The following is a 21,953-nucleotide window of genomic DNA, read 5'->3' on the forward strand; positions in this document are numbered from 1 at the left end:
GCAACAAATTATTTTGCTGTTCGCCATGTAAATTCCATTAGATGTATTAATGTTAAATGGTGGTTGCGTAAATTTTAAATTTCTATAATTACAATGAGGTGTCACCATGAACAGAATGACCTGTTTACTGTTTTTGGGAATCATGGCCTCAGGGACGATTCAGTTTGCCAATGCGTCTGCAACAGGCGGCATCATACATTTCACCGGATCAATTGTTGAAGGGGGATGTAACTTCAGGGCCGCAAGTAATAAGGTGATCAGCGACTGTGATCGCGGTGGAAAACAGGTGACACAAGCTCACACGCTGAATGTGCAAACACCTTCTTCTTATGCGTTACCCTTGTCCCTCGGACAGGTCACCACAAAGCATATTAACAATGATCCTCATCTTGCCGTGGTCACTGTGAGTTATAACTAAGTATCCGAAAATAGTTAACATTGTTAATCCTTTTCCCTGCGGTCATAGAACGCGATAACGTCCTGTATCCTGATGTGGCCGGACAACTTCTCAAACTGGCTGGCCCTGTTTTGATCGGCCCGTCAGTTTTCTTCTCCCGTCCTTTCCCTTTGTGCCGACATGTTATAATTTTCTCTCTTATTTCAGGCATCAGAGCATGTCATCAGTTGTCAGACCAATTGAGTGCATGTCACAGACAGGGGCGAGAATATGCGACTTTATCAGGAAATTGGCGGCTATTTGCGCCGTGATATCCATGCCGGAAAATATTCGCCCGGCGATCGTCTTCCTCCTGAACGTGATATTGCAGAATCTTATTCCGTCAGCCGCAGCGTGGTGCGTGAAGCGCTGATCATGCTTGAGCTCGAGAAAATCGTTGAAGTGCGTAAAGGCTCAGGTGTGTATGTGCTGAATCAACCTGAAAGCACGCCGCCGGAACTGGCTGACAGCGGCTACGGTCCGTTCGAATTGCTTCAGGCGCGTCAGTTACTGGAAAGCGAGGTGGCTGCCTTTGCCGCTATGCAGGCGACAAAAACGGATATTTTGCAGATGCGCGATGCGATTGACGCCCAGCGGGATTGCATTGCCCGCGGCGTGACGGATGAAGCGGAAGATCAGCGCTTTCATGCTCTGCTGGCACAGGCATCGCAAAACAGTGTGCTGGTAAAACTGGTCGACGACCTCTGGCAAATCCGCCAGCGCAGTTCAATGTGGGAAGGGATCCATCAGCATGTGGTCGATAAAAGTTACCATCAGATCTGGTTACAGGATCATCAGACCATTCTGCAGGCAGTTTTACGCCGTGATCCTAAGGCCGCGAAACAGGCGATGTGGCAGCATCTGGAGAACGTAAAAGATATGCTGTTGCAGGTTTCTGACGCTGACGATCCGTCTTTTGATGGCTTCTTATTTTCGTCCGTGCCTTCAGAGCTGAATGACTGAGAGACAGCGCACCAATAAAAACGGCTGCCTGAGCAGCCGTTTATCATTTAGCGTAAAGTCGGCCAACTAAATCGACTTAACCAACGTATTTAGCAACGGTTTTCTTCGCGCCGATCCTTTGCAAATCGGCATATGCGGCCTGAATAGCCTGCACCACTTTCTCTTCCTGCGGCAATTGATCACCGAAGACGCCGTTCAGCGCCAGCAGCGCTTTCACGCGTTCTTCGCCATCCGCAGTAGACGCGATGATTTCTGCCAGCGTTTCCGCCATCGGGTCTTTAATCTCAATCGGCTGACCGGCATCATCGGTACCACCGACATAACGCATCCAGCCCGCCACGCCCAGCGCCAGCAATTCATAAGAACCGCCGTTTTTCACATGCCAGCGGATTGAATCGAGCATACGTTGCGGAAGCTTCATCGTACCGTCCATCGCGATTTGCCAGGTGCGATGTTTCAGTGCCGGATTGCTGTAACGCGCAATAAGACTGTCGGCATAGGCGGTAAGATCCACACCTTCAACGCTCAGCGTCGGCGCCTGTTCATGCAGCATCAGGTGATGCGCAGCGGCTTTATAGTTATCGTCTTCCATACAATCGTTGATGTGCTGATAACCGGCCAGATAACCCAGATAGGCGAGGAAAGAGTGACTGCCGTTCAGCATACGCAGTTTCATCTGCTCAAACGGCAGAACGTCTGACACCATCTGCGCACCGGCTTTTTCCCAGTCCGGACGGCCTGCGACGAAGTGGTCTTCCACCACCCACTGGATGAACGGTTCACAGGCGATACCACAAGGATCCGTCACGCCACCCAGCGCTTCGGTAATTTCTGCCAGCGTGTTTTCCGTTGCGGCAGGCACAATGCGGTCAACCATGGTGCTTGGGAAAGAGACGTTTTCAGTGATCCATTTCGCCAGTTCCGCGGAGCGAGCTTTCGCCATACCCAGCACAGCGTTTTTAACCACCAGACCATTTTCAGGAATGTTATCACAGCATAGAACGGTGAAACCCGGCAGACCGCGTTCATGACGCAGACGCAGCGCTTCAACTAACACGCCAGGCGCGGTAGATGGCGCCTGACCACCGGCCAGATCCTGCTGAATTTTCGGGTTTTGCAGATCCAGCTCACCCGTACCCGGCTCGATGCAGTAACCTTTTTCAGTGATGGTCAGGGAAACAACCGCCACCTGAGGCTCGGTCAGTTTTTCCAGCACGGCATCAAGCCCGTCGATACCGCCGTGGACGGATTCATGAGCAGAGCCAATGATAATCGCCTGATTGCCTTCCGCCCCTTTCTCCAGCACGGTAAACAGATGATCTTGCTGACGCAGGCTTTGTATCAACGCTTCATTACCGAAGAGGCTGATTTCGCAAATGCCCCAGTCTCCGCCCTGAAGGTTTAAGACGCGGTTAGTGAGCAGCGCCTGGTGGGCACGGTGGAAAGCACCAAAGCCGAGATGAACGATACGGCTTTTCAGTGCATCGCGATCATAAGCAGGCAATGACACTGCTGCGGGCAGAGACGCTGTAGCAATAGTTTTCATGCAATACTCCAGGCAAGTCAGAAATAAATAATTGGTCAGGCCAAATTGGGGCTGTTTACCCGTCAGTTCAATTTTATGCTGGATAAAGCGACGATTTAAGCCGAAATCAGGGCTTAGAGTGTAAAGTCATATGATAGAAAGGGGAATTGGTAAGTCCGGATGACCACTGATTTTGTGATGCAGATCGAGAGTCTGCGCATTAAAGACAAAATCAGGACAATAAAAAAGGAACGCCGGAGCGTTCCTTTCAGCACAAAGGGGCGCTGATTAATCCGCGCGGCCCATATAACGGCGTTCTGCGATATGAATACGAATTTTATCGCCGGAGCTCAGATATTCAGGCACCTGAATGCTCAGACCGGTCGCCATGACCGCAGGTTTGGTACGGGAGCTGGCAGACGCACCTTTAATTCCCGGTGCCGTTTCAATGATTTCCAGATCCACCGTCTGTGGCATTTCCAGCGCCAGCAACTGGCTGTCGAGCGTCAGAACCTGCATGCCCTGTAAACCCTCTTCAGGAATGAACAGCAGTTCTTCTTCGATCTGCGCCTTATTGAAGGTGTATGGCGTAAAGTCTTCATCATCCATAAAGACGTATTCGTCGCCATCGACGTAAGAGAAGTTCACTTTACGACGCGTCAGGCTGACAGTATCGAGGATATCGTCGCCTTTGAAGCGTTCTTCTACTTTGCCGCCAGTACGTACATCAGCGAAACGCATTTTGTACAAGGTGCTGGCACCACGGGCGCTTGGGCTCTGAACATCAATATCTTTAACCAGCAGCAATTTGCCGTCGTAGTTCACAACGAAGCCGCGTTTAATTTCGTTAGCACGTGCCATATAAATAACCTGTCAGCAGAGAGATAAATAATTTGCGACACGTTACCCGCGCCGCTGATTTCAGGCAAGCAGATAGCGTAAAAAGAGTCGTGAAAACGCCGCTTTATGACGCATTTTTTGCATGTGTTCTGCCTGCGTGAAAAATGTTCGGTATAGCCTGTTAAAGGATAGTAAATATTTCGCTGGTGGCGCATAACGCCGCCTGCTATTGTCGCGCCTCAAAATGAGGCCTGAGGAGGCTGTTAATGGACTGTCGTACCGATTGCGGAGCCTGTTGCATAGCGCCTTCGATTTCCAGCCCGATACCCGGAATGCCTGACGGAAAACCGGCGAATACCCGTTGCGTGCAACTAGCCGATAATTTCATGTGCAAGATTTTCACCTCGCCGCTGCGTCCGAAAGTTTGCGCCAGCCTGCAGGCCAGCCGCGAAATGTGTTTTACCCATCGCGACCAGGCGCTGACTTATCTGATTAAACTTGAAGCGGATACTGCGCCTTAAACGACGGCTTCCGCTGTTTCTTCCGCCGGTTTATCGACGTTTTTCACATTCCAGATACACAACACTGAACCCACCACCATCGCCAGCGCGGCATAAAACACGGCATGGTAGGTCCAGAACTGCGCAATCACCCCCGCCAGAGAGCCAGCCAGGATCCAGCCCGCACGCGTGGAGTTGGTGAACAGCGTGGTTGCCGCACCGGCTTGTCCCGGCATCAGATCCTGAAAATACAGCATGCCGATCCCGGCCAGAATGCCGATGAAAATCGCGTTCAGCAGCTGTAAAGCAATCAGCATGGCTGCGCCGGTGGTAAACAGAATGCAGCCATAAAAAATCACCCCTGCGACTACCGCAAACCGCATCAGAAAGCGTTTCCCCAGCTGTTTAGCCAGATATCCGGCAATCAGCATGGTCGGAATTTCCAGACATGCCGCACTGCCCATCAGTACGCCCGCCAGTTTTTCCGGCAGACCTAATTCACGCACCACATACAGCGGCATATTGATGAGATAAATACTGTTGGCTGCCCACATCAGTGAACAGGCGATGAAAAGCATCAGCGTATCGCGACGGTTGCGGCGGGGCGCCTCCAGCGTAGCCGTGGTTTTGATGTGCGCTTTAGGCATGGAGGGCAGGAATATATACACCATCACCCCGCAAAGCAGGAACGCCAGCGTGGCGGCGCAATACATGAAGGTAAAACCAAAGCCCATCGACAGGGCGAAGGCCAGCGGCGGGCCGACGACCCAGGCCAGCGAAACCTGTGCACGCAGAATAGAACTGAACATGACGGCTTCACGGCCGGTCTTTTCAGAATGCTCACGCGCCAGAGCGAACATCTGCGGGTTGGCGGTGGAACCGAAACTCGACAGCAGCACGCCGATAAACAGCAGGATGAAGTAATTGCGGTTAAAGGCGAACAGCACACACGCCAGCGCGCCCAGAATGCAGCAATACAGGATCAGCGTTTTGCGGTCACCACGTTTATCGGACCACGTCGCCAGCAACTGGCTGACGAAAATACCGATCACCGCACTGCCGGTGAAGAAAATCCCGACCATGAACGGACTGACGTGAACCTGAGATGTCAGGAACAGACTCAGCGTTGGCGTCTGCAAAGCGCCGGCGATGCCGGTCAGAAAAGCGATGATCAGAAAAGCAGTCGACGTCATGTCGGGTAAACGGCGGGCTGACGTTGTAGAAATTCGCATTAGCTATGTGGACCAGAAGTAGGGAAGGGGACGAAATTTGCGCGAATGTTACGTCAGTTTAAAAAAAACAAAAACAGGTTTTGATCATCAAAAATGTAAACCGGAGTGAATTTGCCATACTGAATAATAAAACCGCACTTTGTGTCAAAAACAACCAGACGAGGTTTCTGAGATCCACCCAAACAGTCATCACAAACCAGGTTCAGCTTACGTCAGCTTTTCGCGTCAGCCTGACTTCAGCATTTGAGTTAAATCATTCGTTTCGGAACGTGTTTAGAAAGGAAACTGTGCGTAGCATCAAAAAATTGTCACGCAAAATCAGGGAAAGCTTGATTTAAAAACAGCCCCGATTGAGACTTCCTGAAACGTTTCAGCGTTGTCAGCTTTTCTCCTGAAATCTGACGGCGCTCCTTTTTTCTCAGTAAAGCTGAAACGATTCAATTTCAGCAGGAGAGGAGAATTATGTTCCAACTGTCACAGCAAGATATTCATCTCGGTGCGGCTGCCAGCGATAAGCAGGAAGCAATTCGCCAGGTTGCAGCAGCACTGACACAGGCCGGTCGCGTCAGCGAAGGCTATGTAGACGGCATGCTAGCGCGTGAACTACAAACCTCCACTTATTTGGGTAACGGCATCGCGATTCCTCACGGCACTACCGATACCCGTGATCTGGTGCTCGATACCGGCGTGCAAGTTTTCCAGTTCCCGCAGGGGATTGCGTGGGGCGAAGGCCAGACCGCGTATGTGGTTATCGGTATCGCAGCGCGTTCTGACGAACATCTCGGTTTGCTGCGTCAGCTCACGCACGTCTTAAGTGACGACAGCGTCGCAGAGCGTCTGGCAAAAACAGATTCAGCAGAAGAATTACGCAGTTTGCTGATGGGCGAAAAAAATGCCGCTGAATTCCTGTTTGATACTCAGCTGATCGCCGTTGATGTGGCTGCCGAAAACCTGATCACCTTACAGGCGCTGAACGCGGGTCGTCTGAAAGAGATTGGCGCAGTGGATACCGCTTTTGTCAGCGACGTTATCAGCCGTAAACCGCTGAACCTCGGGCAGGGCATCTGGCTGAGTGACAGCACCGAAGGCAACCTGAAAAGTGCAGCAACGGTAAGCCGTGCGCAGCAGGCCTTTGACCTCGATGGGGAAAAAGTCTCCATGCTGCTGACGATTTCAGTCGCAGATGACCAGCCGCTCAATGTGCTGAATTACCTCAGTGATTTGCTGATAGCGAATAAAGCTGAACGCTTGCTGACGGCTGATCCTGTGGGTGTGCTGGCATTGCTGACCAGCGAAGTCGAAGAACAAGCCAACGTGCTGACTGCAGAATATGTTGTCCGTAACGAGCACGGTTTGCATGCCCGTCCGGGTACAGCTTTAGTGAACGTTATCAAACAGTTCAGCAGCGAAATCACCGTGACGAATCTTGATGGCAGCGGTAAACCTGCCAACGGCCGCAGCCTGATGAAAGTCGTGGCGCTGGGCGTGAAAAAAGGTCATCACCTGCGCTTTACCGCCAAAGGTGAAGATGCGGAACTGGCACTGAAAACCATCGGTGAAGCTATTTCTGAAGGTCTTGGGGAGGGCGCATGAGCCGCAGAGTCGCCACAATTACATTAAACCCTGCGTACGATTTAGTCGGCTATGTGCCGGAAATCGAACGCGGTGAAGTCAATCTGGTGCAAACCACCGGTCTGCACGCCGCCGGTAAAGGCATTAACGTTGCGAAAGTGCTGAAAGATCTCGGTATCGACGTCACCGTGGGTGGTTTCCTCGGTAAAGAAAATCAGGACGGCTTCCAGTTGCTGTTCAGCGACCTGGGCATTGCGAACCGCTTCCAGGTGGTGAATGGCCGCACCCGCATCAACGTCAAACTGACCGAAAAAGACGGCGAAGTCAGCGACTTCAACTTCTCCGGTTTTAACGTGACCCCTGCCGACTGGGAACGCTTCGTGACGGATTCCCTGTCGTGGCTGGGTCAGTTCGACATGGTTGCCGTCAGTGGCAGCCTGCCCGCGGGCGTTGATCCTGACGCGTTCACCGACTGGATGAAACGTCTGCGTGCGCAGTGTCCGTGCATCATTTTTGACAGCAGCCGTGAAGCGCTGGTTGCTGGTCTGAAAGCCGCCCCGTGGCTGGTGAAACCAAACCGTCGCGAACTGGAAATCTGGGCCGGCCGTAAATTGCCGGAACTGAGCGATGTGGTAGAAGCAGCACATGCCTTGCGTGATCAGGGTATCGCCCACGTGGTGATTTCACTGGGCGCTGAAGGCGCATTGTGGGTTAACGCATCTGGTGCGTGGATTGCCAAACCGCCAGCCTGTGAAGTTGTCAGCACCGTGGGTGCTGGTGATTCCATGGTCGGTGGCCTGATCTACGGCTTGCTGATGCGCGAATCCAGTGAACATACGCTACGACTGGCAACGGCTGTTGCCGCGCTGGCTGTCAGCCAGAGTAATGTCGGTGTCACCGATCGTCCGCAGCTCGCGGCGATGATGGCCCGTGTTGACCTGAAACCCTTTTAATCCGCAGGAGGCAGAATGAAAACGCTGCTGATGATAGACAGTTCGCTCGGACAGGCTCGCAGCCATCTGGCGAAAAATTTGCTTGCTGCCGCTGCTGTGAAAGCAGGGCATCAGGTCGTTGAACAGGCTGCTGACGCTGAAGTCGTTATTGTTGCCGGTGAAACGGTGCCAAACGACGCCGCCTTGGCGGGCAAAAATATTTATACCGGTGATGTGGCCGATGCCGTGCGTGATCCGCAGGCCTTCCTGCAACGTGCGCTGACCGAAGCCAAACCTTATGTTGCCCCGGTGGCAACGGCTGTCACTGCTCCGGCTGCTGGCGGTCCAAAACGTATTGTGGCGATAACGGCGTGTCCGACCGGTGTTGCGCACACCTTCATGGCTGCTGAAGCCATTGAAAGTGAAGCGAAAAAACGTGGCTGGTGGGTAAAAGTTGAAACCCGCGGTTCCGTGGGTGCTGGCAATGCCATCACACCTGAAGAAGTGGCAGCAGCGGATCTGGTCATAGTCGCGGCAGATATCGAAGTGGATCTGGCGAAATTTGCCGGTAAGCCTATGTATCGCACTTCTACGGGTCTGGCGCTGAAAAAAACCAAGCAGGAACTGGATAAAGCACTGGTTGAAGCTGAAGTCTATGAGCCGAAATCTCAGGGTGCAGCAACAGGTGCGAAGAAAAAAGAAGCGGGCGGCACTGGGCCATACCGTCACCTGCTGACCGGCGTATCTTATATGCTGCCAATGGTGGTGGCGGGCGGTTTGTGTATCGCGCTTTCGTTCGTGTTCGGTATCAAAGCCTTTGAAGTGAAGGGCACGCTGGCGGCGGCATTGATGCAAATCGGTGGTGGTTCAGCCTTTGCTCTGATGGTGCCTGTACTGGCGGGCTTCATTGCCTTCTCCATCGCTGACCGTCCGGGTCTGACGCCGGGTCTTATCGGCGGTATGCTGGCAGTGAGTACGGGTGCAGGGTTCCTGGGGGGTATCATCGCTGGTTTCCTGGCAGGTTATGTGGCGAAAGCCATCAGCGGCAAGCTGAAATTACCGCAAAGTATGGAAGCCCTGAAACCTATCCTGATCATTCCCCTGGTCGCGAGCCTGATCACCGGCCTGGTGATGATTTATATCGTCGGTACGCCGGTCGCTAAAATCATGGTTGGCCTGACTAACTGGTTGCAATCTTTGGGTACGGCGAACGCGGTTCTGCTCGGCGCGATCCTCGGTGCGATGATGTGTACCGATATGGGCGGCCCGGTCAACAAAGCCTCTTACGCCTTCGGCGTGGCATTACTGAGTTCTTCAGTGTATGGCCCGATGGCTGCCATCATGGCTGCCGGTATGGTACCGCCGCTGGCAATGGGTCTGGCAACGATTCTGGCGAGTAAGAAGTTCGAGCAGGGCGAGCGCGAAGGTGGCAAAGCTGCCATGGTACTGGGTCTGTGCTTCATTACTGAAGGTGCCATTCCGTTTGCGGCCCGTGACCCGATGCGTGTTCTGCCATGCTGTATCGCGGGTGGCGCACTGACCGGTGCTCTGTCGATGGCCTTCCATGCACAACTGATGGCGCCACACGGCGGTCTGTTCGTGCTGTTAATCCCGGGTGCAATCACTCCAATCCTGGGTTATCTGGTAGCGATTATCGCGGGTACCGTCCTGGCCGGTGGTGCTTATGCGATTTTGAAACGTTCAGATGCCGCGTTAGCTGCGAAAGCCGCTGCATAATCAGCAGGCTGTAAATAACAGAAAGGCGCGACATGTGAATGTCGCGCCTTTTTTATTGCGCCACCCTTCGCAGGGGAGGGAGCCGACCGGAATTTACTGTAAAAACTACGCGGCGGCTTCGTCATTCTCCGACTTCTGCTGCGCTTTCAGCCAGGCGATTTCATCTTTCCAGATATCAGGGTTGACCGTTTCGAGGATCATCGGGATGCCATCGAAACGGGCATCTTTCATCATCCAGCTGAACACGGTATTGCCGATATTCCCTTCACCGAGGCTGTGATGGCGGTCAACGCGGCTGTTGAATTCGCTTTTCGCATCGTTGAGGTGCATACCGCGCAGGTATTTAAAGCCCACGACATCTTCAAAGTGCTTAAAGGTTTTCTCACATTCTTCTGCCGTACGCAGGTCGTAACCGGCTGCAAACGCGTGACAGGTATCGATGCACACGCCCACGCGGCTTTTGTCTTCCACGCCGTCGATAATTTTCGCCAGATGTTCAAAGCGGAAACCGAGGTTACTGCCCTGACCAGCGGTGTTTTCGATAACGGCAGTGACGCCTTTGGTTTTATCCAGCGCAATGTTAAGGGATTCAGAAATTCGCTCGAGGCATTTGTCTTCCTCGATTTGCATCAGATGGCTGCCAGGATGGAAATTCAGCAGCGACAGACCTAACTGCTCGCAGCGCTGTAATTCATCAAGGAAAGCTTCGCGGGATTTTTCCAGCGCTTCCGTCACCGGATGTCCGAGATTAATCAGATAGCTGTCGTGCGGTAAAATCTGGTTGCTCTTGTAGCCGTATTTTTCGCAGGCTAGTTTGAATTTTTCAATCACATCTTCCGGCAAAGGTGCTGCTTTCCACTGACGCTGATTCTTGGTGAAAAGCGCAAAAGCCGTGGCTTCCAGCTCATGTGCCCGCAATACCGCCTGATCGACACCACCGGCTGCACTGACGTGTGCTCCCACAAACTTCATTTTTGCTCCTCAGTTATTCATCGCGTTTATGGACGAATGATAGCGCCTCCGGACAGGAGGCGCAGCATCGGAGTGTCAAAAGCCGCAACATCAGCCAAAAAGATGATGCACAAGTTGGTTGATACCCGCACCGCCGACAATCAGCCAGATAAACAGTATTGCCGCCAGCAGCATCGGTTTCAGACCCGCCTGACGCAGGGCGCTCATGTGCGTTGTCAGGCCCAGCGCCGCCATCGCCATCGCCAGTAACACGGTATCCAGCGTAATCAGCGGCGGGATCCAGCTGTGCGGCAGGATATCCAGCGAATTGAAGGCCGCGACCAGAATAAACAACAGGGCGAACCACGGGATGGTGATGTTACGCATACCGCCGTTCTGACCGCATTGCTGAACCTCTTTACGTGATTTCCAGCCAGAGAGCAGCAACAGGAACGGCGCCAGCATCATCACGCGGATCATCTTGGCGATCACTGCCGCATTTTCAGCGTCCGGGCTGACACCCTGACCGGCGGCCACCACCTGCGCGACTTCATGCACCGTCGAACCGGTGTAAATCCCAAACTGTGACGCGGTAAAACTCAGCCAGTGATATTGCTCATTCAGGTGCCACAACCACGGATAAAGGAAAATGGCTGCCGTCCCGAAGATAACGACAGTAGCGACGGCGACGGTCACTTTTTCTGCTTTGGCATCCAGCACCGGTTCGGTTGCCATCACGGCGGCGGCACCACAAATACTGCTGCCCGCGCCGATCAGCATCGACGTATCACGGTCTAATTTAAATACCCGTTGTCCCAGCCAGCAGGCAAGGGCGAAAGTGGAGCACAACACCAGGGCATCGATGAGGATCCCGGTTGCGCCGACATCGGTGATTTGCGCGAACGTCAGACGCAGGCCATAGAGAATAATCCCCAGACGCAGCAGGCGCTGTTTTGCCAGTGTGACACCGCTGTCGCACCAGAGTCTGGCGGCCGGATAAACCGTGTTGCCGACGACCATCCCGATGACGATCGCCAGCGTCAGTGCGCTGAGGCCGAGATGGCTCAGGGAGGGAAAATTGCCCAGCCAGATCGCCAGCCCGGTGATGGCGCCGGTCAGGGCCAGGCCCGGAAGCAGGCGGCTATATCCGCCACGTTTTTGCAACGCGGGCTGGTCAACATCATGTTTAAGCGCATCGCTTTTATTGAGTGAAAATTGGGTCATCGTCCGTTCCTCGTTCAGGAGTGATGACATAAGGCTACGCCGCGCTTATATAAAAATGAAATTGATTATAACTTTATAACCTATCTGAAAAACTGGTATACAATTCCCATCAAAAGAGGCCGGTAACGTCAGGGTCTATACTTAAAGTACGACGTGCCGGAAGGCGCGTGAAAATAGCGGAACATTTATGCACATTACATTGCGACAACTTGAAGTTTTCGCCGAGGTGCTGAAAAGCGGTTCGACCACGCAGGCGTCGGTTGTGCTTTCATTATCACAATCGGCGGTGAGTGCGGCGCTGGCCGATATTGAAGGACAGCTCGGCGTGCAGTTATTTGACCGTGTCGGGAAGCGGCTGGTGATTAATGAGCACGGGCGTTTGCTGTACCCGAAAGCCCTGGCGTTACTGGAACAAGCGGGAGAAATCGAACGTCTGTTTAATCAGGATAACGGCTCGCTGCGCATCGGTGCCAGCAGCACCATTGGCAACTATATGCTGCCGGGGATGATTGCTGATTACCGGCTGGATTTTCCCAATACGCCGCTCGAGCTTAACGTCGGCAACACCAATGACGTCATCAATGCGGTGGCCGACTTTCGTGTCGATCTGGGTCTGATCGAAGGCCCTTGTCAGATGCCGGAGCTTGTCACTCAACCCTGGCTCGATGATGAGCTGGTAGTGTTCGTTGCCCCCGAAAATCCGCTGGCGGGGCAGGTCGTTTCGCTGGAATCGCTGGCGCGCGAACCGTGGATCTTACGTGAGCGCGGTTCCGGTACCCGCGAAGTGCTCGACCACCTGCTGTTGCCACAATTGCCTGATTTCAATCTGGTGATGGAACTGGGTAATTCTGAAGCCATCAAACACGCCGTTCGCCACGGAATTGGCATCAGCTGTCTCTCCCGGCGCGTGATTGCAGAGCAGCTGGCGAGCGGCTCGCTGGTAGAAATTCACCTGCCGGTTGCACCACTGGTGCGCAAACTTTACCTGATACATCATCGCCAGAAACATATCTCCGGCGCGTTATCGCGCTTTTTAACCTACTGCCGCGAAGTTCAATAACGGTCTTTCGCTAATGATCCACGGCCTGTTATGAAGGTGTCTTATAACAGGTCGTTCCTGCTATTCAGAGCCACAGGTTTTGCTACAATCCGCGCTTAAATTTCCACATGACGAGCGGATATAGGGAAAAAATGGCTCAACAACCTACAAAAAATGCGCAGGTGGCTCCCACACTGCGTCGCGAGCTGAAGGCACGTCACTTAACGATGATCGCCATCGGCGGTTCAATTGGTACGGGTTTATTCGTTGCATCCGGTGCGACAGTTTCACAGGCAGGCCCGGGCGGCGCGCTGCTCTCGTACGCATTAATTGGCATCATGGTCTACTTCCTGATGACCAGCCTCGGTGAACTGGCGGCGTTTATGCCGGTTTCCGGCTCATTTTCCACTTACGGTTCCCGCTATGTAGAAGAAGGCTTCGGTTTCGCATTGGGCTGGAACTACTGGTACAACTGGGCAGTCACCATCGCGGTTGACCTGGTTGCCTCACAGCTGGTGATGAACTACTGGTTCCCGGACACTCCGGGCTGGATCTGGAGCGCCTTGTTCCTCGGTCTGATCTTCCTGCTGAACTACATTTCTGTTCGCGGTTTCGGCGAAGCGGAATACTGGTTCTCGCTGATCAAAGTCGTCACTGTCATCATCTTTATCGCCGTCGGCGTACTGATGATCACTGGCATTATGCGCGGCGGCGAAACGGCTGGCTGGCATAACTGGGCTATCGGCGATGCGCCATTTGCAGGTGGCTTTGCGTCGATGATAGGTGTGGCAATGATCGTCGGCTTCTCCTTCCAGGGCACCGAACTGATTGGCGTCGCGGCAGGTGAATCCGAAAATCCGGGCAAAAATATCCCGCGTGCGGTTCGTCAGGTTTTCTGGCGTATTCTGCTGTTCTATATTCTGGCGATTCTGGTCATCAGCCTGATCATTCCTTACACCGATCCGAATTTGCTGCGTAACGAAGTCGGCGATATCTCAGTCAGCCCGTTCACGCTGGTGTTCCGCAATGCCGGTCTGCTGTCTGCGGCGGCGGTGATGAATGCGGTTATCCTGACTGCCGTGCTGTCTGCCGGTAACTCAGGGATGTACGCCTCTACCCGTATGCTGTTTACGCTGGCAAGCGAAGGCAAAGCGCCGCGTATTTTCGCCAAATTGTCAAAAGGCGGTGTGCCGCGTAACGCGCTGTATGCCACCACGATTGTGGCTGCGCTGTGCTTCCTGAGCTCAATGTTTGGTAATCAGACTGTCTACCTGTGGCTGCTGAACACCTCCGGTATGACTGGCTTTATTGCCTGGCTCGGCATTGCTATCAGTCATTACCGCTTCCGCCGTGGTTATGTTTCACAGGGGCGTGATCTCAGGAAACTGCCATATCTTTCGGGCTTCTTCCCGTTCGGTCCGGTGTTTGCCTTTGTGCTGTGTCTGATTATTACGCTGGGACAGAACTATCAGGCGTTCCTGAAAGACACCATTGACTGGGGCGGCGTGGCAGCCACCTACATCGGCCTGCCACTGTTCCTGATCATCTGGTTCGGCTACAAGCTGACCAAAGGCACCAAAGTGGTGAAATACAGCGAAATGGAATTCCCGGATCACGTCGATAAGTAACCGGCAGGGATTTTGAAATAATCATATCGTTGAAAAGCGGAGCTCAGGCTCCGCTTTTTTATGTCTGCAATTCAGTCACCGGGAACTGACAACGTCATGCTTTGTTACTGCTCTGTTTAAGGTCAGCGTCTGATAGGTTTTGCAAAACACATTGATAATTATTATCATTTATTCCCTTTCTTTGGGAATAGCAGAACATCTGCTCCCGCCGTAAGTTTTTAACTTAATGAGATTGAAGCGAAAATGAGTGCAACAACCGAACCCGCCCTGGCGGTGAAAGGCAACGCCCCGGACGGCGTGATGGGGCGATACCAGAATATCGTACGCCGCCGTCTGTTAATCATGCTGGTCCTGGTGCTGGCGATCGTCGTCTCGCTGGTGATTGATTTCATTATGGGGCCTTCGGGGTTGTCGCTCGGTACGCTGTGGAAAACCCTGTTTAATGCGGCAGCAGCCGATCCTGGTACGCGCGTAATTGTCTGGGATATCCGTCTGCCGTATGCGCTGATGGCGGTAGCCGTCGGCATGTCGCTCGGTCTTGCCGGTGCGGAAATGCAGACCATCCTTAACAACCCGCTCGCCAGTCCGTTCACACTAGGGGTTTCTTCTGCGGCGGCGTTCGGTGCTGCGCTGGCGATTGTGCTGGGTATCGGTATTCCTGGCATTCCCGACCAGTGGTTTATCTCTGCTAACGCCTTTATTTTTGCCTTACTGGCCGCGCTGATGCTGGATGGAATCACGCGCTGGACGCGTGTCGCCAGTTCCGGCGTGGTGCTGTTTGGTATTGCGCTGGTGTTTACCTTCAACGCACTGGTTTCCCTGATGCAGTTTATTGCCACCGAAGACACCTTACAGGGGCTGGTTTTCTGGACGATGGGCAGTCTGGCGCGCGCATCCTGGGTGAAGCTGGGCGTGATGCTGCTGGCGTTCCTGATCTTGTTGCCGTGGTCGATGATGAGTGCGTGGAAGCTGACGGCGCTGCGTCTGGGCGAAGATCGCGCGGTAAGTTTTGGTATCGACGTGCGCCGTTTGCGTCTTGGTACCTTGCTGCGCATCAGTATTCTTTCTGCGCTGGCGGTGGCATTTGTCGGCCCGATTGGCTTTATCGGTCTGGTGGCGCCGCACATTGCGCGTCTGATGTTTGGTGAAGACCACCGTTTCTACCTGCCCGCCAGTGCGCTGATTGGTGCGCTGGTGCTTTCAATGGCGTCTGTGGCCTCTAAAAATCTGGTGCCGGGCGTCATCATTCCGGTGGGGATCGTCACATCGCTGGTCGGCGTGCCGTTCTTCCTGAGTATTATTCTTCGTCACCGGGGGAACGTCTGATGTCCGCAATGTTAGAAACGCATCCTGAAGATTTACTGCATGCCGCAACGCAGGGGCTGCAAATCCGCGATTTCAATGCAGGCTATCCGAAGCGCCATGTGATCCGCCACCTCAATGTACCGAAGCTGCCGCGTGGGAAAATCACCGTGTTGCTCGGGCCAAATGGCAGCGGGAAATCGACGTTGCTGCGTTCGCTCGCCGGGCTTAACCGCGCGGAAGGGCAGTTGTTGCTCGACGGGCACGATTTAATGCCGATGCCTTTTGCGCGCCGTGCGGAGCAGGTCGTTTACCTGCCGCAAACGCTGCCAGCGGGGGTGCATTTGCATGTGCTGGAATCGATCATCGTGGCGCAGCGTGCATCCGGCGGGAAGGGCAAAGTGTCGGAAGGCACCGATAAAGTGATGACGTTGTTGCGTCAGCTGGGTATCGAGCATCTGGCGCTGAGTTATCTTGATCAGCTTTCCGGCGGTCAGAAACAGCTGGTCGGTCTGGCACAATCCCTGATCCGCCAGCCTTCCTTACTGCTGCTCGACGAACCGCTCAGCGCGCTTGATCTTAACTATCAGTTCCACGTCATGGATCTGGTACGCAAAGAGACGCAGAAACGCAATATCGTCACCGTGGTAGTTGTGCATGACATCAATATTGCGCTGCGCCATGGCGACCGCGTGCTGATGCTTAAAGACGGTAATCTGATTGCCGATGGCGAACCGGAAGACGTGATCACCGCCGACAGTCTGGCGCGCGTTTACGGCGTACGGGGCAGGATTGAGCGTTGCTCGCAGGGGACACCGCAGATATTGATTGATGGATTGGTGGGGGGCATTGGGTAAGCCACCCAAACTGGGCCCAGTTCAAGGTCAACACCAACACCTTGGGTTGCCACCCAAACTGGCCTTAAGAGGCGCCTGTCGCCGCGCCTCTTAAGAATCTCCGGCTCTTTTACTGCGCGCTACCGCTCGCTGGCTATGTTTCAGGTAGCACGGCGACAGGCTTGAAATCTTGCCGCTTTGCGGTTCCTTCACTCGGTCCTGGAGCCTCTGGTCTCCAGGCCGCTCCGTTCAGCAAGATTTCTGAATCGCCCGCACGATCTTAAATTCAAAAACGAAATGGATTTATCTTTTAGATAAGTTTATTGGCGTGATCAAAAATGGCACCGAATGAACGGTTCGAGACGAGAGGCTCGAAACCTGAAATTCGGGAATCGCGCAGCGATGACATTTTGCGCCACTCACCAATGCAACAGAACATGTCCGTCATACCCGCGACAGCGCGCAGTTAAAAAGCGCGGGAGTCCAGAGGGCGCGCGCTTACGCGTCCTCTGGGCCAGTTTGGGCGGCGAGCCCAAGGTGTTGCCCTCACTGCAAGTGAGAAATTTGTCAGCTTTCTAAAAGCCTATTTCCCGCTCCACGCCTTCAAATTCTGATCCCGTGCATTCAATTTCTGCTCAGGTGTCAGCTTGTTGTAATCCTTCGCCAGACCACTTTCCCAGTCGCCGTACAGCGGATTTGGCAGCACGATATATTGTGTGCCGAAGTGCTGATGGTTCTGATTCACGAAGGCGCGGCGCTGTTCGTTACCCTGATGATAAGTTGCAGAGCCAAAGTCATTCAGGTTGTCGCCGATGTAAATCACCACGTGATAACCCGCGGCTTTAATCGAGTCGAAACGAGCCTGTTTGTTCGACGTGTCTGAACTCAACAGCATGGTTTTTTCATTCGCGCCGGTAAAGCCCAGGCGGTTCATGTTGTCGAGCGTCGCAGCGTATTCGCTGGTTTTACGGTTAGACACATAGAACATCGTGCCGCCATGGGTGTTGACGTAGTTAGCAAATTCGACCGCACCGGGTACGGCGGTAGCCTGACGCGCTGCCGTCCACTGGGACCAGGTTTTGCTGTCGAATGGCTTATTCGCTTTCACCTGCCACGCACTGTACGCGCTGTTATCGAGCATGGTTTCGTCGAGATCGACGACGACGGCTTTCTTCTGTCCGGCCAGCGGCTGGGCGTTATCAAACGCCATTTTCGCCGTGTTAAAGGCCTGATAAGCCAGCGCCTGATACTCACCGGATTGCTGGAACCAGTTCAGCGCCATCACCGACTGATCGTTCAGTTTCTGTTGGGCGTCCGTTTTTTGCTGCGCGCAGCCGCTGAGGGCCAGCATGATTAAGGCACTGGTGGTGCAAAGCGAAATTTTATTCATTGGTGATCCCTGTTCTTGTTAAGAAAGATTCGCATTCATGAAAATCGTTAAAACTGTAGCAGATTCAGCGGAGTGTGAAAGATTAAATGGCAATTTACGCGAGGTGTGCCGAAAAATGATGCAATAAAAAAGGCCGGAGGGTGAGTCCGGCCGAAGGATTTCAAGACAGAGAATAATAATGAGGTGGTAAAGCGCCTGTTTTTAGAACTAATTATCAGAACTGATAGACCAGACCAACGGCGGTAATGTCGTCGTTGTTCAGAGCCAGTTTATTATCGTCAGACAGCTGGTTGATTTTATAATCAACATACGCAGACATGTTTTTGTTGAAATAATAGGTTGCTGCTACGTCAACATATTTAACCAGGTCTGCATCGCCGATGTTTTCAATATCTTTTGCTTTAGTCTGGACATAACCCAGTGAAGGGCGCAGGCCATTTTCGAACTGATATTGTGCAACGGCTTCGAAGGTTTGGGTTTTATTAGCAAAACCGCTACCCGCCGGTGCGCCTGCAATTCCGCCAGGCACGGTAATGGCCAGCATATTACGGGTTTCAGCGTACATGGCCGCTAAATAAACGCCATTGTCGTCATATTTCATGCCGCCAGTCCATGCGTCCGCTTTATCACCTTTGCCGTAAAGGGAATTACTCTGCGCCGTGGTGCGGTCAGAAGACGCATACGCGCCGCCGAAGCTCACGCCGGTATCACCCAGTGCGTAAGTGGTAGAAAGTGAATAACCGTCGCCGTTGGCGGTGCTGCTGCCGCGACCGTCGTTTTCATTTTTGCCCTGGTACTGAACAGCTACGTTCAGACCATCAACCAGGCCGAAGAAGCCGCGGTTACGGTAAGTGGCCACGCCGTTGGTACGGCCTGTCATGAAGCGGTCAGCTTTGGTGTAACCGTCGCCGCCGAATTCAGGGAACATATCGGTCCATGCTTCCACGTCGTACAGCGCGCCGTAGTTACGGCCGTAGTCGATGGAACCGTATTGACCAAATTTCAGACCAGCAAAGCCCAGACGGGTTTTGGTACCGGTGGTGCTTGGCGTTTTGCTGTCAGACTCAGCATGGTTAGCCATGACGTTGTATTCCCACTGGCCGTAGCCGGTGATCAGGTCATTAATTTGGGTCTGGCCTTTAAAACCGAAACGCACATAACTCTGGTCGCCATCATTGCTGGCAGAATCAGAGAAATAATGCAGACCTTTCACTTTACCGTACAGGTCCAGTTTATTGCCGTCTTTATTATAAACTTCCGCTGCGTGTGCGCCTGATGCAATCAATAAACCAGGAATTAAAAGTGCCAGAATATTACGTTTCATGAATTTTACCCTGCATTCTTTATTAAAAGCTTTTCATAAAAGCTTTATATGAAGTCTTGTGGAAAGACGCTAATCATCATTTTTGCTGTGCATTCCGTATGGACTCGGATTTTTCTCAGCGAGAGTTTTTTACCGTATATTTGTGATCAATTTATGACAGCCAGAAATGAACTTTTTCTTTTTTTACACGTCCTCCTTTTTTTCTGCACAAATTTACACCACATGAAATGCCCTTAACCGCGATTTCGGGCTGCGCCAGAAGCCGGTCTGTGGGACAATAGCCGGGACATTCCTGTCTCACTTCCAACAAAAAAGAGATGCATGGCGCTTTCCCCCGCAGTAAAAAATCAGATAAGCCAGTGGTACAAAGCCCTGCAACAACAAATCCCGGATTTCATTTCCCGTGCTCCGCAACGTCAGATGATTGCAGAGGTGGCGAAAGCGTTCTCGGGGGATTCTGCACGGCATCTGGCCATCGAGGCGCCGACCGGCGTCGGGAAAACCTTGTCCTATCTCATTCCCGGCATTGCTGTCAGCCGTGAGGAAGAAAAACCGCTGATTGTCAGCACGGCAAACGTGGCGTTGCAGGATCAGATTTTCAGCAAAGATTTACCGCTGCTGAAAAAAATTATCCCTGACCTGAAATTTACCGGCGCATTCGGACGTGGTCGTTACGTGTGTCCGCGAAATCTGGCGGCGATGAGCAATGAAAACGCACAGGGTGATCTGGGATTATTTCTCGGTGACGAACTGGCACCTTCCAGCGGTGAAGAACAGAAGCTATGTAAAACACTGGAAACCGCGCTTTCACGCTACGAGTGGGATGGTTTACGCGATCACTACCAGAAAACCATCGACGATCCGCTGTGGATAAAAATCAGTACCGATAAAGCCAATTGCCTGAGCCGCAACTGCCATTATTTTCGCGAATGCCCGTACTTTGTGGCGCGCAAAGAGATTGAAAGTGCCGATGTGGTGGTCACCAACCACGCGCTGGTGATGGCCGCGCTGGAATCAGAATCGGTGCTGCCTCCGGCGAAAGACCTGCTGCTGGTGCTCGACGAAGGACATCATCTGCCGGAAGTGGCCCGCGACGCGCTGGAAGTCGACGCGGAAATCACCGCCATGTGGAACAACCTGCAACTCGATAATTTTGTGCGTCAGATTGAGCAATGTCTGGCGCTGTTTACGCCGAAAAATCCGCCGCCGCTGACCAACGCCGAGCGTCTGCATAATCACTGTGCGGAAATGCGCGAATTGCTGCTGTCGATTGAACAAACCGTGGGCCAGTATTTACCCCCTGATGAGCCGGAAGCGGAATACCGTTTCGAGCTGGGGATGTTGCCACCGGAACTGACAGAGCAATGCAGCCGCCTGTTTAAACTCACCGATGGTCTGCGCAGTCTGGCGGAATACATGGTGAATGACCTCAGCGAGAAGACCGGCAAACACGACATTATGCGTCTGCATCGCGCAATTTTGCATATGAGCCGGATGCAGGGTTATCTCGAAACCATGAGCAAACTGTGGCGGCTGGCGGCGCTGGATAAAGCTTCTAACGCGCCGATTGGCAAATGGGTGACGCGGACTTATTTCGATAACCAGACGCATCTGGTGTTCCATTGCGCGGGGATCCGCGTCAGCGAGCAGCTGGAAAAAATGCTATGGCGCAAAGTACCGCATGTGGTGATTACCTCTGCGACGTTGCGTTCGCTGAACAGTTTCTCCCGCTTGCAGGAAATGACCGGCCTGACGGAAAAAGCCGGCGACCTTTTCGTCAGTCTGGATTCGCCTTTCAGCCATGTCACGCAGGGTAAACTGGTGATCCCGCAAATGACGCTGGAGCCGCTGATGGCGAATGAAGCCGCGCATCTGCAGGAAATGGCCGATTTCTTCCGCGCAGAACTGGCAAAAGGGCAGCACACCGGCCAGCTGGTGTTATTCGCCAGTAACCGTGCGTTGCAGCAATTCGTTTCTTTGCTGCCGGATTTACGCCTGATGCTGCTGGTGCAGGGGGATCAGCCCCGTTACCGGCTGGTCGAGGAGCACCGCAAGCGCGTCGCCGCGGGCACGACCAGCGTGCTGATCGGTCTGCAATCCTTCGCTGAAGGGCTGGATCTGAAAGGTGAACTGCTGACGCAGGTGCATATCCATAAAATTGCGTTCCCGCCGATCGACAGTCCGGTGATCCTGACCGAAGGCGAGTGGCTGAAAACGCTGAAACGCTATCCGTTTGAAGTGCAGAGTTTACCCAGTGCGTCTTTCAACCTCATCCAACAGGTCGGGCGTCTTATCCGCAGTCATGAATGTACCGGCGAAATCGTGATTTATGACAAGCGTCTGCTGACTAAAAGCTACGGTTCGCGCCTGCTCGCCGCATTACCGGTGTTTCCGATTGAACAACGCGAAATGCCTGTGCCCGGTTCGGTGAAACGCCCTGATATCCTGAAAACGGCGAAGAAAGATCCGGTTCGCCGTCGCGCCCGCCGGCGATAATTTTTCCTGAAGAAAAGTCATTACAC

The 21,953-nt window shown here is 53.2% G+C and carries 18 protein-coding genes; 11 read left to right on the forward strand and 7 right to left on the reverse strand.

Going from position 1 to position 21,953, the window contains the following annotated elements:
* Positions 1 to 106: 106 nt before the first annotated feature.
* Complete coding sequence (locus tag J1778_RS21935; RefSeq protein ID WP_217174964.1) at positions 107 to 418, forward strand: hypothetical protein; 312 nt, start codon at positions 107 to 109, stop codon at positions 416 to 418.
* 249 nt (positions 419 to 667) lie between these two features.
* The gene (locus J1778_RS21940) at positions 668 to 1,399 is read left to right on the forward strand and encodes an FCD domain-containing protein (RefSeq protein ID WP_217174965.1); all 732 of its coding nucleotides are present in this window, start codon (positions 668 to 670) and stop codon (positions 1,397 to 1,399) included.
* 76 nt (positions 1,400 to 1,475) lie between these two features.
* On the opposite strand, the gene J1778_RS21945 is transcribed toward J1778_RS21940, so the two are convergent.
* Positions 1,476 to 2,945 carry a mannitol dehydrogenase family protein gene (locus tag J1778_RS21945; RefSeq protein ID WP_217174966.1) on the reverse strand — a complete coding sequence of 490 codons (1,470 nt, stop codon included), beginning with the start codon at positions 2,943 to 2,945 and terminating at the stop codon, positions 1,476 to 1,478.
* A 267-nt stretch (positions 2,946 to 3,212) separates the two neighbouring features.
* A complete protein-coding gene (gene yeiP, locus J1778_RS21950; RefSeq protein WP_217174967.1) occupies positions 3,213 to 3,785 on the reverse strand; it encodes an elongation factor P-like protein YeiP in 573 nt (190 codons plus the stop codon).
* 245 nt (positions 3,786 to 4,030) lie between these two features.
* On the opposite strand from yeiP, the gene J1778_RS21955 reads away from it, so the two are divergent.
* On the forward strand, positions 4,031 to 4,285 hold the full coding sequence (locus tag J1778_RS21955) for a YkgJ family cysteine cluster protein (protein WP_112287851.1): 255 nt from the start codon (positions 4,031 to 4,033) through the stop codon (positions 4,283 to 4,285).
* Here the strand turns inward: J1778_RS21955 and J1778_RS21960 are convergent.
* Positions 4,282 to 5,496 (reverse strand): sugar efflux transporter, encoded by a 1,215-nt coding sequence (locus J1778_RS21960; protein ID WP_217174968.1) that lies wholly within the window; start codon positions 5,494 to 5,496, stop codon positions 4,282 to 4,284. The two genes, J1778_RS21955 and J1778_RS21960, sit on opposite strands and share 4 nt — an antisense overlap.
* A 462-nt stretch (positions 5,497 to 5,958) precedes the next feature.
* Here J1778_RS21960 and fruB point away from each other — a divergent pair, with 462 nt between their 5' ends.
* From fruB to fruA, 3 genes are read left to right on the forward strand one after another with little or no spacing between them, the layout of a single operon-like run.
* A complete protein-coding gene (fruB, locus tag J1778_RS21965; protein ID WP_217174969.1) occupies positions 5,959 to 7,089 on the forward strand; it encodes a fused PTS fructose transporter subunit IIA/HPr protein in 1,131 nt (376 codons plus the stop codon).
* A complete protein-coding gene (gene fruK / locus J1778_RS21970) occupies positions 7,086 to 8,021 on the forward strand; it encodes a 1-phosphofructokinase (RefSeq protein ID WP_056778537.1) in 936 nt (311 codons plus the stop codon). The genes fruB and fruK overlap by 4 nt, the downstream gene beginning before the upstream one ends.
* A 15-nt stretch (positions 8,022 to 8,036) precedes the next feature.
* Positions 8,037 to 9,737, forward strand: a complete 1,701-nt coding sequence (gene fruA, locus J1778_RS21975; RefSeq protein ID WP_217174970.1) for a PTS fructose transporter subunit IIBC — start codon at positions 8,037 to 8,039, stop codon at positions 9,735 to 9,737.
* Positions 9,738 to 9,842: 105 nt separating this feature from the next.
* Here the strand turns inward: fruA and nfo are convergent, their stop codons facing one another.
* Both nfo and J1778_RS21985 read right to left on the reverse strand, forming a co-directional pair.
* A complete protein-coding gene (gene nfo / locus J1778_RS21980; RefSeq protein ID WP_217174971.1) occupies positions 9,843 to 10,709 on the reverse strand; it encodes a deoxyribonuclease IV in 867 nt (288 codons plus the stop codon).
* A gap of 90 nt (positions 10,710 to 10,799) precedes the next feature.
* On the reverse strand, positions 10,800 to 11,912 hold the full coding sequence (locus tag J1778_RS21985; RefSeq protein WP_238484853.1) for a YeiH family protein: 1,113 nt from the start codon (positions 11,910 to 11,912) through the stop codon (positions 10,800 to 10,802).
* Between the two features lie 187 nt (positions 11,913 to 12,099).
* Between J1778_RS21985 and yieE the strand changes: the two genes are divergently transcribed.
* From yieE to J1778_RS22005, 4 genes are all read left to right on the forward strand, one after another.
* The gene (gene yieE / locus J1778_RS21990) at positions 12,100 to 12,972 is read left to right on the forward strand and encodes a DNA-binding transcriptional regulator YeiE (protein WP_217174972.1); all 873 of its coding nucleotides are present in this window, start codon (positions 12,100 to 12,102) and stop codon (positions 12,970 to 12,972) included.
* A 131-nt stretch (positions 12,973 to 13,103) separates the two neighbouring features.
* Entirely contained in the window at positions 13,104 to 14,579 is a 1,476-nt protein-coding gene (locus J1778_RS21995; protein ID WP_217174973.1) for an amino acid permease, read from the forward strand.
* Between the two features lie 243 nt (positions 14,580 to 14,822).
* Complete coding sequence (locus J1778_RS22000; RefSeq protein ID WP_217174974.1) at positions 14,823 to 15,905, forward strand: FecCD family ABC transporter permease; 1,083 nt, start codon at positions 14,823 to 14,825, stop codon at positions 15,903 to 15,905.
* The gene (locus J1778_RS22005) at positions 15,905 to 16,738 is read left to right on the forward strand and encodes an ABC transporter ATP-binding protein (protein WP_217174975.1); all 834 of its coding nucleotides are present in this window, start codon (positions 15,905 to 15,907) and stop codon (positions 16,736 to 16,738) included. Before J1778_RS22000 ends, J1778_RS22005 begins: the two co-directional genes overlap by 1 nt.
* Positions 16,739 to 17,300: 562 nt before the next feature.
* Here J1778_RS22005 and J1778_RS22010 read toward each other — a convergent pair.
* A complete protein-coding gene (locus tag J1778_RS22010; RefSeq protein WP_113877480.1) occupies positions 17,301 to 18,107 on the reverse strand; it encodes a 5'-nucleotidase, lipoprotein e(P4) family in 807 nt (268 codons plus the stop codon).
* 214 nt (positions 18,108 to 18,321) lie between these two features.
* Positions 18,322 to 19,431, reverse strand: a complete 1,110-nt coding sequence (locus J1778_RS22015; RefSeq protein WP_217174976.1) for a porin — start codon at positions 19,429 to 19,431, stop codon at positions 18,322 to 18,324.
* Positions 19,432 to 19,752: 321 nt separating this feature from the next.
* Between J1778_RS22015 and dinG the strand changes: the two genes are divergently transcribed.
* Complete coding sequence (gene dinG / locus J1778_RS22020; protein ID WP_217174977.1) at positions 19,753 to 21,927, forward strand: ATP-dependent DNA helicase DinG; 2,175 nt, start codon at positions 19,753 to 19,755, stop codon at positions 21,925 to 21,927.
* Positions 21,928 to 21,953: the final 26 nt, after the last annotated feature.

The organism is Rahnella bonaserana (assembly GCF_019049675.1).
GTDB classification, from domain to species: domain Bacteria; phylum Pseudomonadota; class Gammaproteobacteria; order Enterobacterales; family Enterobacteriaceae; genus Rahnella; species Rahnella bonaserana.